General features: G+C 60.7%; 21 protein-coding genes and 3 pseudogenes. 10 read left to right on the top strand and 14 right to left on the bottom strand.

The genetic code is table 11. The features are described 5' to 3' along the window. Positions 1-72: 72 nt before the first annotated feature. Positions 73-804 carry a tyrosine-protein phosphatase gene (locus NWF22_RS16365; protein ID WP_160904402.1) on the bottom strand — a complete coding sequence of 244 codons (732 nt, stop codon included), beginning with the start codon at positions 802-804 and terminating at the stop codon, positions 73-75. Between the two features lie 486 nt (positions 805-1,290). On the opposite strand from NWF22_RS16365, the pseudogene NWF22_RS24575 reads away from it, so the two are divergent. From NWF22_RS24575 to NWF22_RS16385, 4 genes and pseudogenes are all read left to right on the top strand, one after another. After that, positions 1,291-1,755 (top strand): annotated as a pseudogene (locus NWF22_RS24575) (SDR family NAD(P)-dependent oxidoreductase). An 11-nt stretch (positions 1,756-1,766) separates the two neighbouring features. Then, entirely contained in the window at positions 1,767-2,591 is an 825-nt protein-coding gene (locus NWF22_RS16375; RefSeq protein WP_160904399.1) for a mycofactocin-coupled SDR family oxidoreductase, read from the top strand. 27 nt (positions 2,592-2,618) lie between these two features. After that, complete coding sequence (locus tag NWF22_RS16380; protein WP_160904398.1) at positions 2,619-3,077, top strand: nuclear transport factor 2 family protein; 459 nt, start codon at positions 2,619-2,621, stop codon at positions 3,075-3,077. Continuing rightward, positions 3,074-3,913, top strand: coding sequence for a TIGR03619 family F420-dependent LLM class oxidoreductase (locus NWF22_RS16385; protein WP_160904397.1), 840 nt, complete (start codon positions 3,074-3,076; stop codon positions 3,911-3,913). The genes NWF22_RS16380 and NWF22_RS16385 overlap by 4 nt, the downstream gene beginning before the upstream one ends. A 53-nt stretch (positions 3,914-3,966) precedes the next feature. Here NWF22_RS16385 and NWF22_RS16390 read toward each other — a convergent pair whose 3' ends face one another. The 6 genes and pseudogenes from NWF22_RS16390 to NWF22_RS16410 all read right to left on the bottom strand — a co-directional run bounded on the left by NWF22_RS16390 (position 3,967) and on the right by NWF22_RS16410 (position 10,732). After that, positions 3,967-5,142 carry an amidohydrolase family protein gene (locus tag NWF22_RS16390; RefSeq protein WP_160904396.1) on the bottom strand — a complete coding sequence of 392 codons (1,176 nt, stop codon included), beginning with the start codon at positions 5,140-5,142 and terminating at the stop codon, positions 3,967-3,969. 217 nt (positions 5,143-5,359) lie between these two features. Beyond that, positions 5,360-7,087 (bottom strand): ABC transporter permease, encoded by a 1,728-nt coding sequence (locus tag NWF22_RS16395; RefSeq protein ID WP_160904395.1) that lies wholly within the window; start codon positions 7,085-7,087, stop codon positions 5,360-5,362. Beyond that, positions 7,084-7,740: a TOBE domain-containing protein gene (locus NWF22_RS24580; protein WP_373692018.1), complete on the bottom strand. Its 657-nt coding sequence runs from the start codon at positions 7,738-7,740 to the stop codon at positions 7,084-7,086. Before NWF22_RS24580 ends, NWF22_RS16395 begins: the two co-directional genes overlap by 4 nt. A 21-nt stretch (positions 7,741-7,761) precedes the next feature. Beyond that, positions 7,762-8,211: pseudogene (locus tag NWF22_RS24585) on the bottom strand (ATP-binding cassette domain-containing protein); the annotation flags it as partial. Positions 8,212-8,260: 49 nt separating this feature from the next. Then, entirely contained in the window at positions 8,261-9,358 is a 1,098-nt protein-coding gene (locus NWF22_RS16405; RefSeq protein WP_160904393.1) for an extracellular solute-binding protein, read from the bottom strand. Positions 9,359-9,514: 156 nt separating this feature from the next. Beyond that, the gene (locus NWF22_RS16410) at positions 9,515-10,732 is read right to left on the bottom strand and encodes an acyl-CoA dehydrogenase family protein (RefSeq protein ID WP_160904392.1); all 1,218 of its coding nucleotides are present in this window, start codon (positions 10,730-10,732) and stop codon (positions 9,515-9,517) included. Positions 10,733-10,953: 221 nt separating this feature from the next. Here NWF22_RS16410 and NWF22_RS16415 point away from each other — a divergent pair, with 221 nt between their 5' ends. The 5 genes from NWF22_RS16415 to NWF22_RS16435 all read left to right on the top strand — a co-directional run bounded on the left by NWF22_RS16415 (position 10,954) and on the right by NWF22_RS16435 (position 16,841). Next, positions 10,954-11,745, top strand: coding sequence for an enoyl-CoA hydratase/isomerase family protein (locus tag NWF22_RS16415; protein ID WP_160904391.1), 792 nt, complete (start codon positions 10,954-10,956; stop codon positions 11,743-11,745). Positions 11,746-11,867: 122 nt separating this feature from the next. Further along, positions 11,868-13,367 carry a class I adenylate-forming enzyme family protein gene (locus NWF22_RS16420; protein ID WP_233752065.1) on the top strand — a complete coding sequence of 500 codons (1,500 nt, stop codon included), beginning with the start codon at positions 11,868-11,870 and terminating at the stop codon, positions 13,365-13,367. Positions 13,368-13,440: 73 nt separating this feature from the next. Then, complete coding sequence (locus NWF22_RS16425) at positions 13,441-14,511, top strand: Rv3169 family protein (RefSeq protein WP_507237297.1); 1,071 nt, start codon at positions 13,441-13,443, stop codon at positions 14,509-14,511. A gap of 11 nt (positions 14,512-14,522) precedes the next feature. After that, positions 14,523-15,557: a phosphotransferase family protein gene (locus NWF22_RS16430; protein WP_258321175.1), complete on the top strand. Its 1,035-nt coding sequence runs from the start codon at positions 14,523-14,525 to the stop codon at positions 15,555-15,557. 432 nt (positions 15,558-15,989) lie between these two features. After that, complete coding sequence (locus tag NWF22_RS16435) at positions 15,990-16,841, top strand: acyl-CoA thioesterase (protein ID WP_160904387.1); 852 nt, start codon at positions 15,990-15,992, stop codon at positions 16,839-16,841. An 8-nt stretch (positions 16,842-16,849) separates the two neighbouring features. Here NWF22_RS16435 and NWF22_RS16440 read toward each other — a convergent pair whose 3' ends face one another. The 7 genes from NWF22_RS16440 to NWF22_RS16470 all read right to left on the bottom strand — a co-directional run bounded on the left by NWF22_RS16440 (position 16,850) and on the right by NWF22_RS16470 (position 24,085). Further along, a complete protein-coding gene (locus tag NWF22_RS16440) occupies positions 16,850-17,725 on the bottom strand; it encodes an enoyl-CoA hydratase-related protein (RefSeq protein ID WP_160904386.1) in 876 nt (291 codons plus the stop codon). A 1-nt stretch (position 17,726) separates the two neighbouring features. Next, positions 17,727-18,701, bottom strand: a complete 975-nt coding sequence (locus NWF22_RS16445; protein WP_202399092.1) for an acyl-CoA dehydrogenase family protein — start codon at positions 18,699-18,701, stop codon at positions 17,727-17,729. Next, positions 18,701-19,879 carry an acyl-CoA dehydrogenase family protein gene (locus NWF22_RS16450; protein WP_160904385.1) on the bottom strand — a complete coding sequence of 393 codons (1,179 nt, stop codon included), beginning with the start codon at positions 19,877-19,879 and terminating at the stop codon, positions 18,701-18,703. The genes NWF22_RS16445 and NWF22_RS16450 overlap by 1 nt, the downstream gene beginning before the upstream one ends. Next, positions 19,879-21,084 (bottom strand): thiolase family protein, encoded by a 1,206-nt coding sequence (locus tag NWF22_RS16455; protein WP_160904384.1) that lies wholly within the window; start codon positions 21,082-21,084, stop codon positions 19,879-19,881. Before NWF22_RS16455 ends, NWF22_RS16450 begins: the two co-directional genes overlap by 1 nt. After that, positions 21,081-21,488, bottom strand: coding sequence for a Zn-ribbon domain-containing OB-fold protein (locus NWF22_RS16460; protein WP_309249716.1), 408 nt, complete (start codon positions 21,486-21,488; stop codon positions 21,081-21,083). Before NWF22_RS16460 ends, NWF22_RS16455 begins: the two co-directional genes overlap by 4 nt. Before the next feature lie 76 nt (positions 21,489-21,564). Further along, a complete protein-coding gene (locus tag NWF22_RS16465) occupies positions 21,565-23,238 on the bottom strand; it encodes an FAD-dependent oxidoreductase (protein WP_160904382.1) in 1,674 nt (557 codons plus the stop codon). Between the two features lie 91 nt (positions 23,239-23,329). Further along, positions 23,330-24,085 (bottom strand): SDR family NAD(P)-dependent oxidoreductase, encoded by a 756-nt coding sequence (locus NWF22_RS16470; RefSeq protein WP_160904381.1) that lies wholly within the window; start codon positions 24,083-24,085, stop codon positions 23,330-23,332. 132 nt (positions 24,086-24,217) lie between these two features. Here NWF22_RS16470 and NWF22_RS16475 point away from each other — a divergent pair. Further along, a pseudogene (locus tag NWF22_RS16475) lies at positions 24,218-25,349 on the top strand (thiolase family protein). Positions 25,350-25,355 lie beyond the last annotated feature (6 nt).

Here is a 25,355-nt window from a genome sequence, read left to right on the forward strand (position 1 = left end):
GGGCCGAGGGCCCCCGTGCCGATTCTTGCATGGTTTGGGGGTCGAGCTGTGGCCACCATCTGCCGTCGTTACTCAGCGCACGAGCGCAGTTTCGAGTCGTCTGAGGAGGTCGTCGTGGAAACCGATGTGTGTGAGGTAGTTGGCGAAGGAACCGAATGACTCAGCTATGCCGCTCATTCCGGACTCGTAGTAGTCCTCGCGAACCTTGAGCAAGGGAATCATCGACTCGGGGGTTTGGCGGGGGTTGCTGCCGACCGCTTGCCGGAGCTCAGCAATGGCGGAGTTGCTCCTTAGATAGTCGGTAACAATGTCGCATTCGGTGACCCCAACAGATCTCAGTATGGTGGCCACCACCCAGCCGGCTCTGTCTTTGCCTGCGCCGCAATGGACGAGCACAGTGGCACCTTGTGCCAGTAGCGAAGCCACTTCGAGGATTGTCCTGTTGGCGCGTTCGAGCACCGGGAATTCTCGGTACACCGACACCATGTGATTGACGGCGAACTCCTCTGACTGGAGTTCGGCTTCGTGCGGCGCGTCGTGGTCATAGTCGAACGGCAACCTATGCAGCCGGACATGTGGAGGGAGTTGGTCCTGTCCGGTGCGCTCAACTTCGATGTCTCGTCGAAGGTCGCAGACATCGGTGATCCCCGAGCGCGAGAGTGCCGCGCGACCAGCCTCATCCAGGCGTGCAAGGTGCGAAGATCTAAAGAACTTATCGAGTTTGATTGTGCGGCCATCAGTTCTGCGGACACCGCCGACATCCCGAAAGTTCCAGGCGCCGGATAGCCAAGTTTGGTCTCTCATCGGTTCGAATTCGCTTTCTTGGTACCCGGGTGTGCAGGCACTTCCGCAAGGTGCCAATTCCCTCTGTTTACATAGATTATTAGTAGTAGAGGTGTAGACACAATGTTGGGCCCTCAGGAGGTCATGTTGCAGAACGGCCAAGTGCAGAAGCTGGTCGTCACCGTTGGATCCGGCGGAGTGATCCGAGACGCCTGCGTTTGACGTTTCGTTGCCGACGGAGCCCGTGTAACAGTGATCGGGTCGGATGCGGCACCGCGAACGATTGATCCGGGATCGGAATTCTAGCGGGCCAAATTGGCATCTGGAGCCGAGATCGTGGGGTTGCCGAGGCGCTGCCGGCCCGTTCGTCAGGATTAGGTGACGTACTCGTGACGGTCCACACGGAGCCGCCTGGGGTTCTGTCGCTGCGTCCGTTGAGGATTGGCAACGCGCGTTGCGGATCAACGTCCTGGCCCTGTCCTTTGCGCGAAGGCGTTCCTCCCAGCATTGAGACGTTCGGGTTCGGGGGCGATTGTGCATTTTGGGTCGATCGACGGCACTCTCGGTGACCCATCGGTCCCGGCCTATTCGGTCAGTAAGGGTGCCATCAGTACGCTTACGCGTGTGATGGCGGAGGAGATCGGGCAATGGGGAATTCGGGTGATGAGTAGCACGGGCGGCCGCCATCGATCCGTCGGTCTCACATAGCAGCGGCACGTCGCGCAGCAGACTCCCCAACGGCGAGTGGCAAATCCCGATGAGATCGCAAACGTCGTGACGTTCCTGGCGTCAGACGAAGCCTCGTTCGTCACCGGCGTTGTCCTACCGGTTGTGACGGAGGCCGGAGTGGTCTCACTCCGGGGACGATCGCACGACCTTGATGGAAGAGAAACTAGCACCCGCATATCGCAAAGTCGTCCCTGTATAGATAGTCTATTGGTAGAGTATATCAGTCAGCTGACTACTACCTAAGGGACTGAGCGATGGGTCGATTCGACGGAAAAGTAGCGTTCATCACCGGGGCGGCACGAGGGCAGGGCCGTAGCCACACCCTGACGATGGCCCGGGAGGGCGCCGACATCATCGCCATCGACCTTTGCGCGCCGATCGACTCGGTGACGTATCCGATGGCGGAGCAGGCAGACCTGGAAAGCGTTGCGAAAGAGGTCGAGGCGCTCGATCGCCGAATGAGTTGGCGAATCGCTGATGTGCGCGACTTCGACGCTGTGCAGTCTGCGGTTGACGCGGGCGTCGCCGAGCTCGGCAGGCTCGACATCGTTTGTGCCAATGCTGGAATCGGGGGTTTCGGGAAAGCGGAAGAGTTGACGGCCGAGGCGTGGGGTGACATGATCGGAATCAATCTAACCGGCGTGTGGCATACCGCCAAGGCTTCAATTCCACATCTGGCGGATCGCGGTGGCTCGATGATTCTGACGAGCTCGACCGCTGGTGTCCGGGGAATTCCGAATATTGCTCATTATTCAGCCGCGAAGCACGGAGTCATCGGCTTGGGCAAGACCCTCGCGTTGGAGCTTGCCGACCGGAATATCCGGGTCAACATGGTTGTGCCCACCAGCGTGGACACCCCACTGATACACAATCAGGCCGCATACGATCTGTTCGCCCCCGACATCGATATACCCACAAGGGCTGACGTCGCGAGCCGCTTCGCTGCGTTGAACGCGTTACCGGTGCCGTGGATCAATCCATCAGACGTCTCTGCGCTGGTGGCATTCCTGGCGTCCGAAGACGCCCGCTACATCACGGGTGCTGTGATGCCCGTGGACGCCGGACAGACGGCCACATAGGTGCCGAGAACAACTAGTGACGAATTGGTGAGTGCCGAGATGGATATGACGGAGTTGCTGGTCCGCGAGGCGGCCAGAGATCTCGTGGCGAGATACAACGCATACGGGGACATGGGAAAGATCGATATACAAACGCAATTGTTCGCGCCCACGGCTCAGTTCGAGTATCGCGACGGAAACGAGCAGTTGATCATCGAGGGCCGCAACGAGATCGCGGAGTTCATGCGCTCAATGCAGCGACGGTGGATCTCGGAATCGACGAGTGCGGGGAACTCCGCGTACGTGTTCCACAGCGCCACCACTCATATCATCGACGTCGAGGACGAATCCCATGCCAGCGGTCAGGCGTATGTCTCACTCCTGCGCGCGACCGGTCTGGCGGAATGGGGCATCTACCGTGATGAGTACGTGCGTCTCGATGAGGGCTGGCGATTTGCCCGACGGTCGGTAAAAGTAGTCGAGCGACTCGGGGCGGCATCCGGATGACAGTGTTTGGCATCTCGTTACTGCGCGCGAACCCTGCAATCTGGTCGGATCTGGCCCAAGAGGCCGAGCGAGTGGGTTTCGAATCCATCTGGATGTCAGACCACCTGGTACTACCCGTCGATCTGGACAGTGGTGACTACCCGGATGGAAAACTACCGATAGCGCCGAACACCCAGATCTTCGACGTGATGGTCTATCTCGCGGCCATCGCGGCGCGGACGAGCACAATCCGTCTGGGCACTTTCGTATACCAGCTCGGATTGCGAGATCCTTTCTCCGCGGCGAGGGCCGTGGCCACATTGGACGTCGTCTCCGGGGGAAGGGTCGAGCTGGGTGTCGGCGCTGGATGGTCCAGCGCCGAATGGCAGGTCGCAGGTCTCCCATTCGACAGTCGCGGTCGCCGTCTCGACGAAGTCTCTGCAGTCTGTCGACGGTTATGGACCGAGGAAACCGTCGCCCACGAGGGAGAATTCTACTCGTTCCCCGAGGTCGCTTTCGAGCCCAAACCGATCCAGGGAGCCGACCTGCCGCTACTCATCGGCGGTGAGTCGCCGCCCGCGCTGCGGAGAGCGGTTCGAACCGGAACTGGCTGGATTGGAATGCATCACACCCCGGAATCTGTAGCGCCGATCGTCGAAAAGTTGAACGAACTCTGCGCTGCCGCCGGTAGGGTGGAGCCGCTCAGCGTGACCGTGGCCGCACCGCCCGGCGAAGTCGATGTCGCGGGATGGCGAACATCCGGCGTGTCACGGGTAATTGTCGCGCCATGGGGCCGTACGAGCACAGCTATCGCCGATATCCGTGCCTTCTCGAGGGACTTCATCCAAGTGTCGTGACACGCGAAAGGTCGGCCGGCGTCGAGTGATCGAACGCCGGCCGGCCTGTGGCGCTACTTCAGGTCGAGATTGTAGATTCGAGCAGCGTTGTCCTGCAACAGTAGTCGGACTGTTTCTTCTGGAAGGTCTTTGAGTGCGCTCTTGAGGTATTCGCGGGGTGTGGTGGCAATCGACGCCGGCCCCGGGGACATGCTGGTGGGGTGGGGATAGTCGGTCTCATAGAGGAAGTTGCGCGCGCCGAGTTGTTCGATTGCGCTCATCGCGGTGTCACGTTCGAACCAGAAGCAGCCGTACACTTGGCGCAAGAAGTACTCACGAGGCGACAGTTCGTATTCGGGGTGCTCTTCGGGAACGCCGCAGTTGTACCACTGCCAGTCCAGTGCCTCGAGGATGAACGGAATCCAGCCCACGCCGCTCTCGACAGAGACGATGTTGAGGTCTGGGAAGCGGTGGCACACGCCGCCGCAGATGACGCGCACGATCGCCTGCGCGTTGTTGATGAAGTTGATGCAAGACAACGATGCGGAGTTGGCGTGCTTGCCCCCCGGATGCCTTGGGTAGTCACCGATGTCGCCGGACCCGATGTGGAAGTTGATCGGTAGGCCGGCCTCCTGCGCGGTGGCCCACAGACGGTCCCAGTGGGGATCTTCGATCATCGGCTGGCCCCAGTTCTGGGGCCCGGCGGTCATGATGACGCCCTTGTGTCCAGCATCGACGACGCGCTCAATTTCCTTGACCGCGGCGTCTAGGTCCCAGAAGGGGAGTGCACTGATCGGTATGAATCGACCGGGAGCGACGCTGGCATAGTCGGTCAGGAAGTCGTTGTACGCCCGAACGAGATCGAGCATGAGGTCCGGTTCTTTGACCGATGTGAAGTTGCCGCCGCCAAAGCCCGCCACATTCGGATACAGCACCTGAGCGTGGATTCCGTCACTGTCCATCCGCTTCAGACGCTCGACCGGGTCCCACGCCGAGCGCTCGGCTTCCGCGAGTGACAGTGGGTGATCCGGCTGATACTCCTTCCACCCGGCCATAGCGGCGGCCGCGATTCCGAGCATCCGGTTGCTGCCGGCATACCAAGCCGGATTTCCGTCATTGTCGGGCTTGATGTGAGGCACCAGATCGCCCCACTTCTTGACCGACACCCGCGACGTCCACAGGTCCGGGGGCTCGATGACGTGCGTGTCGGTATCAATGATCTTCAGTTCGTCGATCAGCGACGTATCCATAGTGTTCACCGTTCCGTAGTCGTTGGCTGTCAGGCCTTTTTGTACTAGGAGCCTCCAACACCCGCGGGTGTCGGCGCTCCCGCAGCGAGTGGATCCGCGGTGCACGTTGGGCATCTCGGCCGATTGCCAGTCGTTGCGATCAGTTCTTGTCTAGAACCAATACACGCATACTAGACTATTGAGCCAAAGAGTATTGGAGATCCGATCGATGCACTGTCTACAACTTCGACAAAGATTCGGAACCGCCGAGCAAGACGGCCAACCCAACGCCGACCGCGGTCACGCCCGTCATTATCAGCGCGACGGCCGCCGCAAGTGGATAGGTACCGGTATTCCAGAAGTCGAACAAAACCGTACCCATGACTTGGGTCGTGGACGAGCGGACCAGCAACGACGCGCTGAATTCGTGCGTCAGCAATACAAAGATGAGTGCGGCGGCACCTGCTAGAGACGACCGCATGAGGGGCAACAAGATCAGAATGTTTGTGCGCAGACGCCCCGCTCCGCTCACTCGTGATGCCTCGATATACTGGTCGCCGAGTGCAAGCATCGTGGACAGTTGCATCCGCGTCGCGAAGGGCACCATCAGAGCGACGTAGACGAGAATGAGCACCCACGGCGTCCCGTAGAGGACGAACGGTCCTTCGCTGTAAGTGAATAGGAACCCGATTCCGAAGATCACTGCCGGGACGCCGAGTGGGACCGCTACGACGAAATCCAAAATCGTACGCAATACCGGGAAGTCTTGTCCCCGCACGAGGACTTGAGCGACGATGAATCCTACGGGCAACGCGATGGCGACCGCGACGATCGAGTAGATCAGGCTGTTCTGGATCGCGGTCGGCACGACGCTGTCACTCATCACTGAGTCGAAGTTTGCGGTGGTCAGCTTCGTCAGATCGATCTTGCTGCTCCAGAATCGAGACAAGGACACGAACGTTAATGCCGCGATCGGAAGCGCCGTGGAGATGACGAAATACAGGACGATGAAGCTTGCGCCCAGCCAGGATGGCCGCCCGCTCGACCGGAATGCCTTGCCGCCGTGTGTGACGAATCGCTTTTGGTTCCCCAGCGCGAGCTTCTGGAACAACACGAGCAGCAGGCCGATGACCATCAGTGGGGAACCGAGAGCCGCCGCGGCTGCGGTCTGAACCGGTGTCTGAGTCGTCAGGAAGTACATCTCGGTCGTGATGACCGTGACGCCGCTGTTCGTACCCAGTAGCAGCGGTGCGGTGAACTGTCCGAGCCCCAACAGGAATGCCACACTTCCGCCGTAGATCAATGTCGGTCGCAAGAGCGGCAGCGTTACCTTGAAGAACACCTTGATCTGGGATGAACCGCTGACCTGCGCGGCTTCAAGTATCTCGGAATTGATGTTCTGAAAGCCGGCGCTGACGAACAAAAAGACAAACGAACTCAGCCCGATACCGGTGATGAAAACGATCCAGGGCAGCGTGTAGACATCTACCGGTCCCTCCGTGAGATCGGACCACCAAGGCAGTTTTCGCAAGAGCGCGTTCAAATATCCGGGGCGAGGCGAGAAGAGAAAAGCCCACCCTGCGACACTGGCTACCGCTGGAACGACGATGGGCAGAATCGGTACGATTCGCAGAAATCCGAGACCCGACGGTAGCCGGCTCGCGGACCAAGCGAGAGCAGTCCCGAGCACCAACGCGATGACCAACGAGCCGAGCGACAATCCAATTGTGTACCCGATGGTCCGACCGATCCGATCGGCACCGAATGCCTGCGAATATCCCGCTGCCCCATCCGAGAAGGCCTCTCGCTGAAGCTTTACCAGCGGAGTGATGATCAAGTACCCTAGGATCAGTATGAACACGATCAGGGCCGCACGGTTGAGGTTCCTGGGCTGCAGCGGGTTGGCGAACCGAGATGGTTCGACGGGACCGGACGCTGTCACCGGTCGTGCCTGAAGGACGGTCATGCGGCCACCGCCAGAGAGCTCTCGAGCTCGAAATACCTGGCATTTCGGAGTTCAAACGCGATGACTGTACGTTCCCCTGTCGCCCACCTGTCAAGTTGTCCGCCAGAGGATTTCGTCGAGACCTGGGCATTGACACGGGTATCGCTGCCGGTCAGTTGAACGGAGACATCGAGATGACGACCCCCGTAGGACACGTCCATCACCGTGGCTTCGAGCCCCAGTTCGTTGTCTCGCAAAAGGGAGAGGTCTTCGACGAGCCGGAGGTCGTCCGGACGTAGTCGCACCACTCCGGCGGGAGCTGATATTGGTACATGATTGCCGTTCGCCTCCAGCGCCTGGCCGTCGCACGACCATCCGTCTCCGTTACGGGTCAGCTCGAGCCGTTCGGACATGCCGATGAACTCGGCCACATAGTCGCTGACAGGGTGCTCGAAGACCTCGCGTGGGTTGCCGATTTGTTCGATTGTGCCGGTGCGCATGATGGCCATACGCTGTCCCAACGACAACGCCTCGGACTGATCGTGTGTCACGAACACCGCAGTGAACGGGCGGGTACGGTGCAGTTCGTGCAGTTCGGCCCGGACCTGCTGGCGTAGACGTGCGTCGAGATTGCTCAACGGCTCGTCGAAGAGCACCAGATCCGGTTCCGACACCAGCCCGCGTGCGAGGGCGACTCGCTGCTGCTGACCGCCGCTGAGTTGCGCGGGGTACCGATCGAGAAGGCCGCCGCAGTGGACGGCCTCCGCGATCCGCTCGACGCTACCGTCTTTGATCTTGTCCCGGAGATGGCGCGCGGCCAGTGGGTAGCGGATGTTCTTGCGTACTGTCATGTGCGGCCATAGTGCATATGACTGAAAGACCATGCCGATCGACCGCTTGTCGGGTGCGACATCTACGCGTCGCGCACTGTCGTACACAGTGGAGCTTCCGGCCACGATCCGCCCCTCGGCCGGCCGTTCCAGACCGGCGAGACAACGAAGGGTCGTTGTTTTGCCGCACCCACTCGGACCCAGGAGGACGAGAAACTCGCCCTCCTCGATCTCGAGGTGGAGATCGTCAACCGCGGTGGTGGGCGGATTGCCTTTGAAGTTCTTGGTCAGTCCCTCAATGGAAACGTACGCCACTGTGTACTCCTGAATTTCGGCGGATTCTGTTGTCTACGCGAGTGATGTCTCAGGTGAACAGTCGGTTGAACTTGTCTTTGAACGCCTGCACTTCTTCCGGGGTGAGTTCGCCATCGGCGGACGGGTCGATGATCTGATCCTTGGTCGCGAGAGTGCCCGGGATGTCGGGAAGAATCGCTGCTGCTCGGTTGGCGATGCACTGCTGACCAGCGGGAGTAATCATGAAATTGGCGAGCAGCTGCCCGGCATTAGGATGAGGGGCTTCTGCCAGAACTGCAGTATTGAAACGTGTGCCGAAGATCGGATCGGACAGTGCGAAGTCGACGGGTGCGCCCTGGGCCTTCTCGTTGACTACCGGAACCGAGAAAATGCTGGCTGCAATCTCGCCTGAAGTCACGGCCTGGGTAAGCGGGAAGGCGCTGGGGTACAGACGCGGCTTCTGGGCTGCCAGCTTCTCGATGAACCCGGGGCCGAATCGCTCTTCGAGATAGAGATAGAACTCGACTAGCACGGGCGCGCTCGGTTCGATGACCCCGATCTTGCCTCCGGCCAGCTCAGGGTCGAGGACGCCGTCGTAGTCCTTGAGCCCCTTGCTGTAGAGATCGGTGTTCCATACGAAAGTCGTCATACTTGCATCCGAAATGAACCAGCCACCCTCTTTGAGGTTCTCAGCGGCATTGAAGTCGGGGTTGTCGAACGCGGGGCCGGTCGGCGCAGCGAAGTCACCAGCATCGGCGTGAGGCACAGACCACGATGCTTCGGTTTGATCGATGACGTCCACGGTGACGTTGCCGGTCTGGAGTTCGGTGTCCACCTTGGTCTGATTGACCGCGTTGATGCCATTGGTCACGTTGACCGTGATCCCGTACGTGCTCTTGAAAGAGTCTGCGAGACACTTCAACGAGTCCGGAATGTTCCCCGAGTAGATATTGACCTGGCCTTCCTCTTTTGCGGCCTCGATCACGGTCTGCCAGGCCGCATCGCCCGACGGTCCGACGTCTCCTACCTCCTTGTCATCGGTCGACCCGCATGACGAGAGTGCCAACACTGCAACCAATGTCGCAGCGATCGAGGTTGCAGCACGAGCGGGATGAGGCAAAAGGGGTTTGACCGCCCTGAACGGATTGAAAACGGCTGACCGAACCATGTGGAAGCTCCCTCGGTGACGTCTCGGCGATAAAGTCGTGTTCCCTATTGTCGAGTAGTAGACCTTCGGATGTTGTCACTGTCACATCGAAGATGTCAAGTGCTCTGCATCACCTAGTTGGCCCGGGCGGCCATCTGATCTGAGCCGTGCTACTGGTCATGGCTCCTTCGGGAGTCCGAGCACGCGCTCGCCAATGATATTTCGCTGTATCTCGTCGGTCCCTCCGCCCAGGCGAAATCCGGGCACGCCCAGAACGAACTCACTCCATGCGTACGTGCCCCACTCGCCCGTATCGGCCAACAATCGGGGTCCGAGGGCCAAGCTCATCAAGTTCGACAGTGCGGCAAGGTTTTCGGTGAGAGCCAACTTTGACAATGACATCTCCGGTCCAAGTGCGTGGCCTGCTTTCGCGCCGGCCTCGGCGCGTGCTCGCATGTTTTTGGCGCACACCACCCCGGAATGGAGGCGTGCGTATGCTTCGCGGACGGCGGGATCGTCACCGCACTCGAGGTGGTTGAGCATTGCGGCGACTCGTTCCATCCGGAATAGCCCGCTTCCGCCGCCGGCCGATCCTCCGATGGCGCCGCGTTCGTGGACGAGCGTGGCGATTGCCACCTTCCATCCCTGGTCGACTGCACCAAGCCGGTTCTCGTCCGGGATCACGACTCTGTCGAGGAAGACCTCGTTGAAGTCTGCCCCACCTGTCATCTGTCGCAGCGGCTTTACCTGGACTCCTCGGGCCTGCATGTCGATCACAAAAGCGGTCAGGTTTCCGTGTCTCGGGCCGCTCGACGTACGCGCGAGCAGCAGTCCCACGTCAGAAAAATGCGCGCCGGAGGTCCAGACCTTCTGCCCGGTGATCGTCCAACTGTCACCGTTTGCCTCCGCTTTCGTTGAAACGGCCGCGAGGTCCGAACCGGCGCCGGGCTCGCTGAACAGCTGGCATCCGACCGAGTCGCCCCGGTACAGCGCTTTGAGACACTGTGTGCGGACCGATTCGCCCCCGAACTGCGCGATGGTGGGTGCCACCATTCCCAGGCTCACACCGAGGGGTGACCGCGAGGGAGTGTCGAACCCTCGCTCCACGGAGTCGTACAACCTTTCATAGCGCCTCGGTAGCCCGCGCCCACCGAGTTCTTCAGGGCCACTGATCCAGCCGAAACCCGCGTCGAAGACCGTCCGTCGCCACTGCCTTGCCTCTTCGGCCTCCGCCGCCGTGGCGCCACGAAACAGGCTGACGCGGTCGTCGCCGGTACCGAAGGCGGCCCCGGAGCGGTCTGCCTTCTGGCGTGGATGCACGTGGCCCCGGAGGAATTCTTCCGCCTCCTTGCGGAAGTCGTCCATGCTGATCAGGGTCGCGGGCGCGTTGGTCATTTCGTCTCCTAGGACGCGGAAAAGTCTAGCATCCGACAATGATGCTTCTGAATGATCGCCATCAGACGATCTGTCGAGAGGCGTTTGGCGGAGTCGAGTGCTATCCGGCGACTACCGGACTACCAAAATAACTCTACCCCTATACTAATTTCTAGCTTTCCGGCTATCGTGCAGGGAAGGTCTGGTCGAGCCAACACCGGTTCATATCGAAGGGTTGCCACGTGACGGAATTTCAGGTACTCGAGGTCATCAAGAACGGCCGGGTGGCCGAGCTCCGACTTTCCAGACCCGACGTCCAGAACCGCTTCGACGACGTGATGTTCCAGGAGCTGACGGACGCCCTCGACTTGGTGCGGGCGGACCAGGATGTTCGCGCGGTTGCCCTCTCATCCACCGGCAAACACTTCTCGGCCGGAGGCGACACCGAGACGATGATCAATGCGAACGAGGATCTACAGGTCCTCCTAGCGCAGATCGACGACGGACGCCGACTGTTCAAAGCCTTCGCGGACTTCTCCAAGCCTTTGATCGTCGCGCTGCACGGCCATGTGTTCGGCGTCGCGACAAGCCTCGTCCTGACCGGCGACGCGGTGGTATCAACCGCAGGAGTCAGGATTTCGGACCCGCACGTTCATCTGGGGCTCGTCGCTGGCGACGGTGGATGCGTGACGTGGCCTGCCAACCTGCCGCTGATCAGGGCAAAGCGTCACCTGCTGTGGGGCGAACCGATCCTTGCCGAGGACGCCTACCAACTCGGTATGGTCACGGATCTGGTCGATGGGCCCGATGAAGTGCGGACCACCGCGCTCGAACTGGCAGCACGGGTCGCCGAGTTGCCCCCCGTGGCGGTGCAACTTACGAAACGCGCACTGAACAAGGTCCTGGCGGCACGGACGGACGAGGTTTTCGACACCGCCTTTTACCTCGAAGCGATTAGCGCGTCCACCAGCGACTTGAGAGAGGCTGTCGCAGCATTCACCGAGAAGCGTCCAGGTGTCTGGACCGGACGATGAGAACAGGAGAGAAGGGCGCCGCGTTGTTGTCGGAGGTGTGGGGCCGGGACGTCGAACCCGGAGAGTACGCAGGACACGAAGGGCTGGTCCTCACCCCCCATCCGCGATCACTTGGCGCACTGTTGACCCGAGTCGAACGGTTCGCCGATCGGGAATATCTGATCCAGGGCGATCACCGGGTGACGGTGGGCGGGTTCTTCGGCGCGATAGGGCCCGGACGCAAAACGCTCGAAGAGCGAGGGGTCCGCGCCGGAGACAATGTGCTCCTGATCGGATACAACAGTCCGAGCTGGGTTGTCGCGCTCTGGTCGATATGGGCTGTCGGCGCGGTGCCCGTTCTCGGAAACCGTTGGTGGAGTGAGAAAGAGATTGCCCATGCCGTTGATGTGACGGCCCCAGCGATAGTGATCACCGACCTACCTAATGCATCGCGCACTGGACTCAATGATCCCCTCTCGTTGGAGGGGTTCGTATTCGAGGAGACAGCAGACGAAGGCCAGATCGCAAACATCTGCGGTTCGTTCCCTGTTCCGGATGAGGACTCACCGGCACTGGTGATCTTCACATCCGGTAGTTCCGGAGCCCCGAAAGGCGTCCTCCTGTCGCACCGTTCGGTGATCGCCAATCAGCACAACCTCCTGATGCGATCGGGACGCCTTCCGACCGACGACGATGACGGGACCGCGCCGCCGTCGGTGACGCTGGTGTGTACGCCCCTATTTCACATCGGCGGGATCTCGAATCTGCTCACTAATCTGATCACCGGGGGGAAGCTTGTCCTGAACAAGGGGCGGTTCGATGCCGGTCAGGTGCTCGACCTGATCGAGACCGAGAAGGTCCAGAGTTTCGGCGGCGTGCCCACGATGGCGATTCGTATACTCGAGGACCCGGGCTTCGGATCCAAGGATCTTTCGAGCCTGAGATCATGGCCCCTTGGTGGCGCACCACTCCCGCCTACACTCCTGGCGCTGATGCAGCGCAAGGTTCCGCAACTCGCGGCACGGGGCCTCGGAAACACCTGGGGGATGAGCGAATCCGGCGGATTCCTCACAGTGGCAGGCAATCGCGCGCTGCAGGAACGTCCGGGTACGGTCGGTCGGCCCTACCCGGTTGTCGAGATCGAGATCGACGCCGAGCAGGATGGCGAGAGTGGCGAGATCCTTGTCCGGAGCCCGACGGTGATGCTCGGATATCTCGGGATCGAGGGAGCCGTCAGCGAGGAAGGATGGCTGCACACCGGCGATCTGGGGCATCTCGACGCCGACGGCTATCTGTTCCTCGACGGCCGGAGCAAAGACATCGTCATCCGGGGCGGAGAAAACATCTCCTGTGCTCATGTCGAGATCACCTTGGCGGAGCATGAATCTGTGGTCGAGGTTGCGGTATTCGGTGTGCCGCATCCTGATCTGGGTGAAGAAGTCGCGGCCGTGATAGTCCATCGTGGTCAAGTGCCGCCCACGCCGGATGAGCTGAGCGGCTTTCTCAAAGGCAAGCTCGCCTACTTCGAAGTACCGACTCGGTGGCAGATCCAGCAGGAGCGGCTGCCCACGCTTGCCGGCGAGAAGACAGACAAAAAAACCTTGCGCGCGGCATTTGCCGACGCACCTGCAGATACGAAGTGAGGTCGACGACGTGGTCTTCCTGAGTCCGTCAGATGAATACTTTTCACACCAGATCTCACAGCCACACGCGTTGGTGGGATCGAGCGATCCGAGTTGGCGGGAAAGGTACTGGCTCAGTTTGCAAGACACGGTGGCAAGAGACACCGTGGTGAGTCTGGGCATCGGCCAGTACCCCAATCAGGACACCCAGGAGGCATTCGTCGTCCACTCGAAGTCGGGTGAGCAACGCAATATGCGCATGGCGCGGTCGTTGGGGCGTCGTCGTGACGAGATGGCCGTGGGCCCCCTCCGGATCGAGATCGTCGAGCCGATGAAGGACGTTCGGTTCATCCTCGCTGAGAATCCGTCCGGCGTGGAGTTCGATTTCCACTGGAAGAGTGAGCTCGAGCCCATCCTCGAGGGACGCCACTTCCAGGTGAGTCGAACGCGGGTGACCTACGATGCGATCCGGTATGTGCAGCTCGGGCGTATCGAGGGTGAGCTAAGCGTCGACGGAACTGCGACCACATTGACCCCCGATCGATGGTGGGGTGAACGAGACCACTCGTGGGGGACACGCACACTGCCCAGCACTCAAGGAACGCCTCCGGGAGTTCGACCAGAGTGGCGGATGCTGATGTTCTGCCCGATTCAGTTCGAGGATTTCGGCGTTCACTTCTACCTCTATGAAGCCGAACCCGGCCGGCCACTGCATCTGTCGGCAGCTTTCTCGCGTCGGGCCGGCGCGCCCGACGAAGAAGATCTGGTCGTCCACATCGATCACGATCTGGTCTGGGACAGTTCGGCCGCGGCACCGACACTGCGGAGTGGGACCATCACGCTTTTGCTGCACAGCGGCGACAAGATGAAGTTCGAAATCACTGCGCAGGAGGGGCGAGCGCATCTGCGCGGAGGCGGATACGAAGGGTGGAACGGTTGGTACCAAGGGCATTGGAAGGGCGACGACTCCTTTGAACACGATACGTGGGACCTCACCGACCGCAGCCAGATCTACCGGTATGCCAAGGCCGGCAGTGACCACATGATCGAAGTCCACTATGCAGGACAGACCGGGTTCGGAATCATGGAATACATGGTGCTGCCAGGATACCCGCGGTACCAAGATGCCATCCCGGCCAAGCCGGACTCGGGGGTCAACTCGTGAATCCAACAGTGGTGAGTGAGACCGACACCGTCACGGCAGCACTGCGCGAGTTCATCGCAAAGCGACTGAGCCCTGGCGCCGATCCCACAATCGACCGGATCTATCGAACTGGCCTAGGGAGCTCTCGAGAGAACTGGCCCTTCGATGCAACCTGGACAGTCGACGGTGCGAAGGAGGAGCATCATCTACTTCTACGCCGAGATCCACCCGCCGCAGTGGTCGAAACCGGTCGCGCGATGGAGTTCGAACTCCTGCGACGACTCGGAGAATTTGATGTCCCAACCCCCGACGTGCTTTGGCTCGACGACCAAGGTGGTGAACTGACGCGGCCGTCGATCGTTGTCAAACGCTATGTCGGCCAAGCACACCGAGCGGTTCTTCGTCACGCCGATCCTTTGGAACTCGGGATCGCACAACGGGAGCTACTTGCACGTGAGATCTGCACTACATTGACAGATCTACACAACATTGACACCGAAGCGGCCGGATTTCGAGGGATACTCCATCATCCAGGGCCCAACCCAGCTGCATATGAGCTCGAACACTGGCGTTCGGAGTTGGAGCGGTGCCAAATGGAGCCGCAGCCCGCTTTGCAGGCCGCCGCCGAATGGCTTCGTGATTCCCTACCAGGACCTGTTGATCGTCTAGTCGTGGTACACGGTGATTTCCGCCCTGCGAATCTCCTCATTCACGAGGGCCGCGTCGAAGTACTCCTCGATTGGGAACTTGCGCACCTCGGTGATCCACTTGACGACCTCGGTTGGTACACAGCACCGCTGTACCAGAAGGAACACTTCATCAAAGGATTCTGGGAGCAAGAAGATTTCCTCGAACTCTATACAGCACGGACCAATATCGAAGTTGATCCACACGCCCTGAGATTCTGGCAAGTCATGTCAACGTTCCGGCTGGCTGTCATGGCACTGGCGGGGATCAAGAACTTCTGCACGAAAGGCAGCGATCGCCCAGCTGCTCCCGCGCGATTCGTCATTGATCGGGTCATGGAAGCCGTAATAGAAGCACAAGGAGCTCGTGATGCGACCTAGTCCTGCTGATGTGATCACCGGTGTTCGTCGCATATTGAAAGACGTCGTCGGACCCGAAGTGGCATCGGAGTATGCCCGCAGTCGACTCGCGGAGGTAAGAGCTGTACTTGCTCAAGTGGACTGGAACGATGCCGCACTACGCCTTCGCCAGGACGTGCTCGTCCAACGTCAGCTACTAGCAGAGATCGATCGCTGGAGATCGGCATCACTAGACCGTGTCGAGCACTTCGCGGCTGTCGCTCCAGCGAACATTTGTACGGAGCTACCGGCAACTTACGACGAACTGGATGAAGTATATCGAAGTGAGGCCGCAAGCCTGGTCGAACTGAACCGCTCGCTCGCGATCTGGACCCGCGCGCATCCCCACGACGTGTCGGCGCGAGACCTGAGAACGACTATCCTTGCGGCACTCGCGGGCGCTCCCGCACCCCGGTGATCTCCGACCCGAGGACCTTGCTGGGCCTGTTGGACCTGGATCCCATCGCCGAGGACCGGTTTCTCGGAGCGCAGCCGTCGGATGCGTCCAGCCACGTCTTCGGGGGACAGATTGCTGCGCAGGCACTTGTGGCCGCCGGCAGAACGGTGGAGCACAAGGTACCGCACAGTCTGCACTCCTACTTCTTACGCGCGGGCGACACCGGGAGACCGACGGAATACTCCGTCCGTCGTGTTCGTGACGGTGGAGCTTTCGCTAATCGTCAGGTCACAGCAGAACAAGATGGCGTTGTCATTTTCGAGGCAATGATGTCCTTTTGCGTACGAAGGCAGGGCCCCGACTTTCACCGACCGATGCCCGAAACGACCGGCCCGGAGAGACTTCGGCGGATAGAAGAGGTGCTCGAACCGTATGCCGACGAGCAAGATGGCTGGTGGGTCCGGCCACGGGCCTTCGACATGCGGTATGTTCACGCACCGCCCAGGTTGGCCCTAGATGATCCGCACCCTCAGAAGGCGGAGAATCAGATCTGGATGCGGTCAAGTTCCGATTTTACTTCGGCTCCGGCGCTCAATGCAGCACTGGTCACCTACCTCACCGACATGACACTGCTCGACACGGTGATGCGGGTCGACCGGCGGACCAGCAGAGGCCCAGGCAAAGTCGCGTCGCTGGACCATTCGATATGGTTTCAGCGTCCGGCGGATTTCGCGGATTGGTTGCTGTACGACCAGATTTCGCCCGGCGCCGCGGACGGGCGGGGGTTGGCGACCGGTTACATCTATAACCGATCGGGGGATTTGGTTTGCATCGTCATGCAGGAGGGTTACCTCGGCAGCAAGGCTTGAACCGGCGACTATCCAGGGTGATCAAGGTCGAACGGTGGTTCAGGCCAAAGATGCGAGAATTCGGCCAGATCCTCACTGGGGCGGGATTCAAAGAGAGCTGGACGGCGTTCGAGGAACGCCGAAATTCCCTCTCTGGAATCGGGCTTGCGAGCCAAGGACCGGACTAGTGCTGTCTCCACGCGGTGGGCGTCCATCGGGTGTGATTGCGTGAGGCCATTCCACATCTGGCGACGGGTTGCCGACACCGAGAGCGGAGATGACTGCGAAGTCAGTTCGACCGCAATTCGATAGGCCTCGTCGAGTACCTGATCAGTCGGGTGCACCGATGTCAACAAGCCACCTTCGAGCGCTTCGGTGGCGCTGAGGATACGTCCACTCAACGTCCATTGCATGGCGCGTGAAATCCCTACGATGCGGGGTAGAAACCATGTGGAACAGGCTTCGGGAACAATACCGCGACGGCTGAACACGAAGCCGAATCGGGCTCTGTCAGAGGCGATCCGAACATCCATCGGCAACAACATGGTTGCCCCTAGACCCGCGGCGACGCCGTTGATCGCACCGATAATTGGTTTTGTGCACGAGTAGATTCGCAACGTCAGAATCCCACCGAAGTCTCGGCGCGTCTCTCGCACCACATCCGCATCTGACGAATTGACCAGACTCCCGCTCGAGAGATCCGCCCCAGAGCAGAACGAGTCCCCTGTACCAGTGAAGACAACAGCCCTGACCTCGTCGTCGGCATCAGCCTTGTCGAGTTCTGCACAGATCCGTTTGATCATGGGAGGCCCGATAGTGTTCTTCTTGTCGGGCTGATCGAAGCGAATGGTGAGGATCCCGGAATCCGTTGTGGTCGAGATGCTCTCCTGTTGGGCCTTCGTCATCTCAGATCGCCGACAGCGAAGGCATTTCGCCTGATCGAATTGTCGCCCCGAGCTCTGACCGGGCTTGGGCCGACGAACCGAGAAGTCGCTCGAGGATCAGTCCGCGGCGTAGGAAGGTGTGGAAGGGATGTTCCCACGTGAACCCCATGCCTCCGAGATACTGCTGGCAATTCTCAGCCGCGCTCCTGAAGAATCTACCTGCCAGCGATTTGGCCACGAGTGCTGCTTCTATGCCTGGATCTTCCGGTGCCGCATCGGAGGACAGGTCGGCGCACTCTTTCCACGCTCTGGTGTCGGCGAGGCCTTGCTTGACTGCCTGAAATGACCCTAGCGGACGACCGAATTGACTGCGGGAGGACACGTGTTCCACCGTAAGTTCCAGCATTCTGGCTCCGAGCGCGTTCAGCTCGAGGGATATCGCCAGCATGCTGTGTGCGCGGATGTCCAACCACTGTCTGCGGGCGTCGTCACCGGTGGAGACCACTGTGCACTCGGCCAATTCGGAGACCCGGAACCAGCCTGAGTCGGGGTCTATGCCGGCAACGTTTGTCATCAGGCTTCTGGAGTTGGCGACCCGGGCCAGCACGGGGGCGCCCTCGCGAAGGGCCGGGATGATCAGCGAACCAGGTTCCAGCGGACCGAAGTTGGCCGTCCCGCGTGCATCAACTCTTGTGCCATCGGCGCTCACGGTGCTCGTCGGCTGGTCCGATCCCAGAGCGGGATACAGGATTCGGATCGCCTGTTGCTTCGCTCCGGGTGCGGCGGACATCGACAGGATGAGGCGGTCAACAAAGGAGGCATTCGGTAGCAATCTGCCTTGCAGCGGTGCGATGATGCGGAGAGCATCGATCGGTTGGTGGGCGCACAGCTCGTCCCAGCCGAAGCGATCGAGTGCCGGTGACCAGTTGGTGGGTCCGGCAGCCTCGAGAATCTGTGAGACCGCTTCGTACACCTCGGACCGCTCGCTGTTGTCCATCACTTCTCCCGGGGCAGGCCGAGGATGCGCTCGGCGATGATGTTGCGTTGTATCTCTTTGGCGCCGCCGTAGATCGACGATGCGCGGGAATACAGGTAGTCGTTGCGCCAGTCCGCTGATTCCTGATCGTCACCCATCAGCAATCGCTCGGGCATGGACGTGAGAGCCGCGTCGAACAGGAACTTCTCTGCCGACGACATGAGGTATTTGTCGAATGAGGGGCGGACGCCAAGCTCTTCGCCTGCGGACAGCGCACGTAGTGTCCGGCGCGCGAGTAGCCTCAGCCCACTGATCAATTCGAACGCTTCGCCGATCGTCTCGTCTGACAGTGATGGGCTCTGGGTCACGAGTTGCTCCAGCTGCCACCGCATCCAGGCCTGCCGCTGCCAGGCGGCAGCACCGCGCTCGCAGCCCAGGATGAACATCGATACACCCCAGCCGCCGTTTACTTCTCCGACCACCCGCGACTTCGGTACAACGACGTTGGAGAAGTGCAAACTCGAGAAGTCGTCTTGGCCAGTGATCGCGCGCAGGGGGCTGCGGGTGATACCAGCGGTATCCATGTCGACGAAGAACGCCGTGATGCCGCGGTGGGCCGATTCCTGGGTGCCGGTACGCGCCAGGACAAAGCAACGGGAGGCGTACTGAGCCCAGCTCGTCCAGACCTTCTCGCCGCTGATCAACCAGTTGTCTCCCTGCTCGACGGCCTTGGTCCGCAATGAACCGAGATCGCTGCCGGCACCCGGTTCGGAGAACCCCTGACACCAGCTCTCCTGCCCGCGAAGCAGCCGCGGAACGAATTCGGTCCGTAGTTCGGGAGAGCCAAAACGTGCGAGCGCTGGACCCATTACTTCCTGCGTAGCGAATGAGAAGGGCGTGGGATAGCCGGCCAGGACCAATTCTTCGCCGATCAAGGCCCGATGTGCGATGGTGCCGCCGATCCCACCGACATCCGCGGGCCAACCGAGGCGAATCCAGCCGGCGTCGTAGAGAAGCTTCTGGAGTGCGGCGCCGTGTCCGCTGAAAATCTCCTCGACATCGGTCGGCAGCGTCCGGAACCGCTCGAGTTCGGACGCGTGATCGGTCAGCCAGGCACGGAACACTCCGCGCATGTCGTCGATGGAGAGATCTGGGTTCGATATCGCGGGCGCCGAATGCGCGGTGTCAACGGATGCCATCAGGACGCCCGAGCCTCGAGCACGTGAACCGCGCAGGCGGATGCGAGTCCGATGACGTGGGTCAGGCCGACGCGCGCCCCTTGGATCTGGCGCTCGCCCGCCTCGCCGCGGAGGTGGGTTGCGACCTCGTAGATGTTCGCGATTCCGGTCGCACCCAACGGGTGACCTTTAGACAACAACCCACCAGACACGTTCACCGGGGTTGTGCCGTCACGCCAGGGGGCGCCGGAGTCGAGGAAGTCGCCGGCGCCACCGGGCTCACACAGTCGCAGATTGTCGTAGTGGATCAGTTCTGCCGTGGCGAAGCAGTCGTGCAACTCGACCAGATCCAGGTCGCCCGGGCCGACTCCGGATTCCGCATAGGCGGCGTCGGCAGCCTGACGTGTCAGGGTGCTGACGTCCGGTTGGACCTGACCTCCTTCGACCCAGGGGTCGGAGGTCAGGGTCGACGCGGAAATTTTCACTGCTCGCCGTCGGACGTCCGGATCCATTCGGGCGAGGCGAGCATCGGAAACCACGACAATCGCGGCCGCGCCGTCAGTGTTGGGACAACACATCGGCAGAGTGTTGGGGTAGGCGATCACATCGGACGACAGAACTTCGTCCAACGAAAAACGCTTGCGGTAGTGGGCGAGTGGATTGAGGACGGAATGTTCGTGATTCTTGACGGCAACCTTCGCAAAGTGTTCTGCCGTCACGCCGTGAGCAAGTGCGTATTCGGTGCCCGCTTGTGCGAATACCCCCGGCATGATGCCGGTTCCGAGTACACCCTCTGTCTTCAGGACCGATCCGTATCGGCCGGAGGGCGCATATACCTTTCGTGCGTCGCGCTTTTTCGCCGCGCCTCCGATGAGCCCCATCTTGCCCATCTTCTCTACGCCGACGGCGAGGCCGATATCCGATTCGCCGGCCTTGATCGACATGATCGCAACCCTCGCGGCGGTGGCCCCAGTCGCGCACGCGTTCACGACGTTGTACACAGGTATGCCGGTCTGGCCGATCTGCTTCTGTAGGCGTTGCCCGTTGTGTGAGTTCGCCTCGTAGACGTTGCCCATGGCCAAGATGTTCACATCGGCGATGGAGATGGCAGCGTCACCCAGCGCATCCAACGCTGCGTCGGCGGCGAGGTCGATCAGATCTCGGTCCGGGAACCGACCGAACGGGCTCATCGAAGCGCCGATGATCCAGATGTCTCCACTACTCATTGTGTGTCCTCAATTTCGAATCCGAATGCCACGGCCTCGGTCTCGTCGTCATCGATACCGGCAACGAATGTCCGCAAACGCACGGGCAGGCCCGGCCGGATGTCGCTTAGTTCCGCGTCGAGCAGGTTGGCTTTGACCACACCGCCGCCGGCGAGATCGACCACGGCCGAGATGTACGGGACCTTCACACTCGGTCCAGCCCGGTGAACCTGGGTGTACGCCCGTAGCGTACCGGTGGCCGCGAGAGCCTTTTGCGCGAAATCGGTTCTACCGCAGTGCGCACAGGCGTTTCGCCGGTCGAAAAACAGGGCGTCGCAAGACGTGCACTGGTGCGCTCTGAGATGGGGAGCTGTGTCGAGGACCAGGTAGTCGACTACCGGTATCTGGTTCGCCATGGATGTCATCCGATCTGTGCGGGACTCTGACTTGCCGCACAACTCTAACACGCATTAGTCGCATGCTAGACTAAATAGGCCTTGGTCACGCCTGTAAGGCCTCGTAAATATCGAAATTCTGCACGAATTTCACCCTCGGGCGGCCGATGGTTTTTCCCGCGACGCGTTCAGCCTTGTCGATGGTGGCCCAATCGTTCATGGTCAAGTGTTCGGGAACTCGTTCTGACAGTAGTGAATCCAGCGACTCGAGGTCTCTGGTGGGCGAGGGTAATCGACCCTCCTCGTGATCGGCGAGAAGCAATGCGACCGTGTCGGCAGAGCACTTGCGGTTGGTGCCGATGACGCCGTTGGCTCCCCGCTTGATCCAGCCGACCGTGTACACGCCGGGCAGAACTTCGGCTGAATCGGAATCGATGACACGGCCATCGACATTCGGTATGACACCGTTGCTTTCGTCAAAGGGTATCCCTTTGATTCGGCGGCCTTCGAATCCAATGGAGCGAAGCACCAACCCGGCTGGAATCTCGACTGATTCGCTCGTTTGTTCGGCGTAGCGTGCACCGTCGGGCCCGACGCTGAGTCGGGTTCGTTTCACACGAATTCCCTCGGCCCGGTCGGTCCCGAGTACCGCCGCCGGTGCACAGAGGTATGTGAGGACGATGTTCTTCCCTGGTGAGGTTGCGGTGGCAAGAATCTCCTGCGTCAGTGCAACCTTGAGTCGGATATGGGGCTCCGACATGGAGGACTCGAGGATGTCGTCGACGGGGTCGTCCGCGATGCTATCGGCGTCGATGCTCAAGCCGATGTCAGGATGTTGGATGAGGGCGAGCAATTCAGGATTCGTATAGGCCGCCTGGGCGCGGCCGCGACGTCCGACGATCACCACTTCGCGGATGTTGCTGTCACGGAGAGCGGCCAGGGCATGTTCGGCAATGTCGGTCCGGGACTCCAAGAGCTTCGTGTCGGATAGCAGAATGCGTGCGAGATCTAGAGCCACGTTGCCGTTGCCGACCACAACTGCCCGCTCGTTGGAGAGGTCGAATTTGCGGTCGGCGTAATCAGGATGCCCGTTGTACCAGCCCACGAACTCCGCGGCGGAATGGCTTCCGGGCAGGTCTTCTCCTGGTATCTGCATGCGCCTGTCACCCGATGCGCCCACGGCGTAGACGACCGCGTGATGGTGGGCGAGAAGCTCATCGTGAGTGACCACTTCGCCGATCTCGACCCCCAGGTTGATCTTGAGGTTCTTTCGGGCTGCTGAGGACCTGAAGACATCGGCGACGGCTTTGGTTCCCTGATGATCGGGGGCTACGCCGCCGCGGACCAGCCCGTAGGGAGTCAGTAGGCGGTCGAACATGTTGACCTCGACACCTTTTTGGTCCGTTAGCTCCCTTGCTGCATAAAATGCGGAGGGTCCGGTTCCGATGATCGCAACCCGAAGGCCCGCGTGATCGGACGACGAGTGGACTGTCCGAGCGGGCTCGGGGTCGCCGTCAGAGGTGGGATGGTGTTCGAAATAGGTGGAGTTGATCTCGAGATAGCGTTCTTCGTTCTGGTCCAGTTCGTAATCGGGCTTGATGGCGTCGACGGGGCAGGCGTCGACGCATGCGCCGCAGTCGATGCATGTCGTCGGATCGATGTGCAGCGTCTCCGACCGCATGAAAGCCGGCTCTCCAGGTTTCGGGTGAATGCAGTCCACGGGGCACACGTCGACGCATGACGCCTCGTTGCAGCAGGGCTGAAGAATCACGAAGGTCATGCGAGCCTGCTTTCCTGCTGCGGCGAGATGGTCACCGCCAGTTTAGTCCAGCATTAGAGTTGTTTTTGCAGTTTCGTGAGTTCGCACCGGATTATGGGCGAGTGTGGACATGCAGGCCACCGTCGATGACGACTGTCGTTCCGGTGATGTAGTCCGCTTGGGGCGAGAGGAGAAAGGCGCACGCTCGGCCTACTTCGGCTGGTGCACCAAGGCGCCGAGCCGGGATGTGTTTGGTGACTGCCGCGATGTCGGCGGCGTCAGGCCGAGCCCGGCGCATTGCCTCTGTGTCGATTGACCCGGGCGCTATCGCATTGACCTGGACGTTGTGCCGTGCCCACTCGTCGGCTACCGACTCGGTGAAGCGTAGAAGCGCGCCCTTTGTCGCTGAGTACGCAGACATGCCCCGTCGGCCGGTGATTCCTGCCAGCGATGCGATGTTCACGACTTTTCCCCGACCTTGCCCGATGAAGCGAGTGCCCACCGACTGTGTGAGCAGCATCGGCGCTGTGATGTTCACTCGAAAGATCTGTTCCCAGTCGTCCAGCGTCTGATCCGCCAGGGGTGTGTTCGAGGCTTGCGCGGCGTTGTTCACCAGTGCATCGACTCTGCCGAACCGGGCTATCGCGAAGGCTGGGATCCCGGCGATGGCGTCGAGGTCGGAAATGTCGCACACGAAGGGTGCTATCGAGTCGGTTCGCTCAGTTGCCAGGCTTGTCAGCGCGGGTGTATCCCTGCCGACGGCAACAACCTTCATGCCCTCTTCGGCGAGAACATTCGCGATCGACCGGCCGAGTCCATGGCTGGCTCCCGTGACGATCACAACGTGCTCGGTGAGACGAAGGTCCATCGCTGGCGGTGTCCATCTGTGAAGTGCTGGGATCGCGACCGACCAGCTGATTGTCTATATATCTAGTATCTATTCATAGAGTACACAACCGTGTATCTCATCGATGGGAGTTGACGAACGCGTGATGCAGTAATTGTCGAAGCGGTCCGGACCGGCGTGGCACGTCTAAAAGGTAGCCTCGCCGAGATTCATCCGGTGGACGTATCCGCGCTGGTCCTGCAGGCCCTGGTGGAGAGGGCAGGAATTCCCGTTGACGTCATCGACGACGTCGTGTGAGGATGTGTGAGCCAAATCGGGGACCAGGGCGGGAACCTGGGGCGAAATGCGGTGCTCGCAGCCGGCTGGCCCGAGTCCGTCCCCGCGACGACCGTGGACCGCCAGTGTGGATCGAGCCAACAGGCCGTCCACTTCGCTGCAGCCGGAGTCGTGTCTGGGCAATATGACATCGCGATTGCCGGTGGCGTGGAATCGATGACTCGGGTACCCATGGGCTCCCCGGTCACGTCCGGTCACGGCTTCCCTATGTCGGATCGTTTGTCAGCTCGATACCAGACAACGTTCAACCAAGGTCTCGGCGCGGAAATGATTGCAGCCCATTGGGAGCTGAGCCGAACTCAACTGGACGAGTACGCATTGCAGTCTCATGAGCGCGCGGCCCCAGCCCGGGACGCTGGTGCGTCGGTGGCGCAGATTGTGGACGTCGCGGATGCTTCGGCGGTCTTCAAGGTGGACGAGTGCATCCGGGAGGGGTCCACGATCGAAAAGATGGCGATGCTGAAGCCGGCTTTCAAAGGAGAACGGAATGTTCACGGCAGGCAATTCGTCGCAGATAGCGGACGGTTCCGGCGCTGTTCTGGTTACCTCGAGTGAGAAGGCGCACGAGCTGGGACTGGCCCCGATCGTGCGGATTCACACGTCGGTGGTGGTTGGCAGCGATCCCGTGACGATGTTGACCGGGCCGATTCCTGCCACTGCGAGGGTGTTAGCGAAGTCCGGGCTCGAGTTGTCTGACATCGGTGCTTTCGAGGTGAACGAAGCATTCGCGTCGGTTCCTTTGGCCTGGATGGCAGAAACGTGCGCCGACCCCAAGCTCGTCAATCCCCTCGGTGGCGCGATCGCCGTTGGTCATCCACTCGGAGGATCCGGCGCAGTGTTGATGACCGGGCTGATCAACCACATGCGCGACAACGGTATCCGATACGGACTGCAGACCATGTGCGAAGGCGGCGGAATGGCGAACGCCACTATCCTCGAACTGCTCTGAAGTCGA

Origin of the sequence: Gordonia mangrovi (assembly GCF_024734075.1) — a bacterium.
Lineage (GTDB): Bacteria > Actinomycetota > Actinomycetes > Mycobacteriales > Mycobacteriaceae > Gordonia > Gordonia mangrovi.

Coding starts and splice junctions, on each gene's coding strand:
- NWF22_RS16365 (WP_160904402.1), bottom strand. CDS start 804: ATGAGAGACCAAACTTGGCTATCCGGCGCCTGGAACTTTCGGGATGTC.
- NWF22_RS16375 (WP_160904399.1), top strand. CDS start 1,767: ATGGGTCGATTCGACGGAAAAGTAGCGTTCATCACCGGGGCGGCACGA.
- NWF22_RS16385 (WP_160904397.1), top strand. CDS start 3,074: ATGACAGTGTTTGGCATCTCGTTACTGCGCGCGAACCCTGCAATCTGG.
- NWF22_RS16390 (WP_160904396.1), bottom strand. CDS start 5,142: ATGGATACGTCGCTGATCGACGAACTGAAGATCATTGATACCGACACG.
- NWF22_RS16395 (WP_160904395.1), bottom strand. CDS start 7,087: ATGACCGTCCTTCAGGCACGACCGGTGACAGCGTCCGGTCCCGTCGAA.
- NWF22_RS16405 (WP_160904393.1), bottom strand. CDS start 9,358: ATGGTTCGGTCAGCCGTTTTCAATCCGTTCAGGGCGGTCAAACCCCTT.
- NWF22_RS16410 (WP_160904392.1), bottom strand. CDS start 10,732: ATGACCAACGCGCCCGCGACCCTGATCAGCATGGACGACTTCCGCAAG.
- NWF22_RS16440 (WP_160904386.1), bottom strand. CDS start 17,725: ATGACGAAGGCCCAACAGGAGAGCATCTCGACCACAACGGATTCCGGG.
- NWF22_RS16445 (WP_202399092.1), bottom strand. CDS start 18,701: ATGGACAACAGCGAGCGGTCCGAGGTGTACGAAGCGGTCTCACAGATT.
- NWF22_RS16450 (WP_160904385.1), bottom strand. CDS start 19,879: ATGGCATCCGTTGACACCGCGCATTCGGCGCCCGCGATATCGAACCCA.
- NWF22_RS16455 (WP_160904384.1), bottom strand. CDS start 21,084: ATGAGTAGTGGAGACATCTGGATCATCGGCGCTTCGATGAGCCCGTTC.
- NWF22_RS16460 (WP_309249716.1), bottom strand. CDS start 21,488: ATGACATCCATGGCGAACCAGATACCGGTAGTCGACTACCTGGTCCTC.
- NWF22_RS16465 (WP_160904382.1), bottom strand. CDS start 23,238: ATGACCTTCGTGATTCTTCAGCCCTGCTGCAACGAGGCGTCATGCGTC.
- NWF22_RS16470 (WP_160904381.1), bottom strand. CDS start 24,085: ATGGACCTTCGTCTCACCGAGCACGTTGTGATCGTCACGGGAGCCAGC.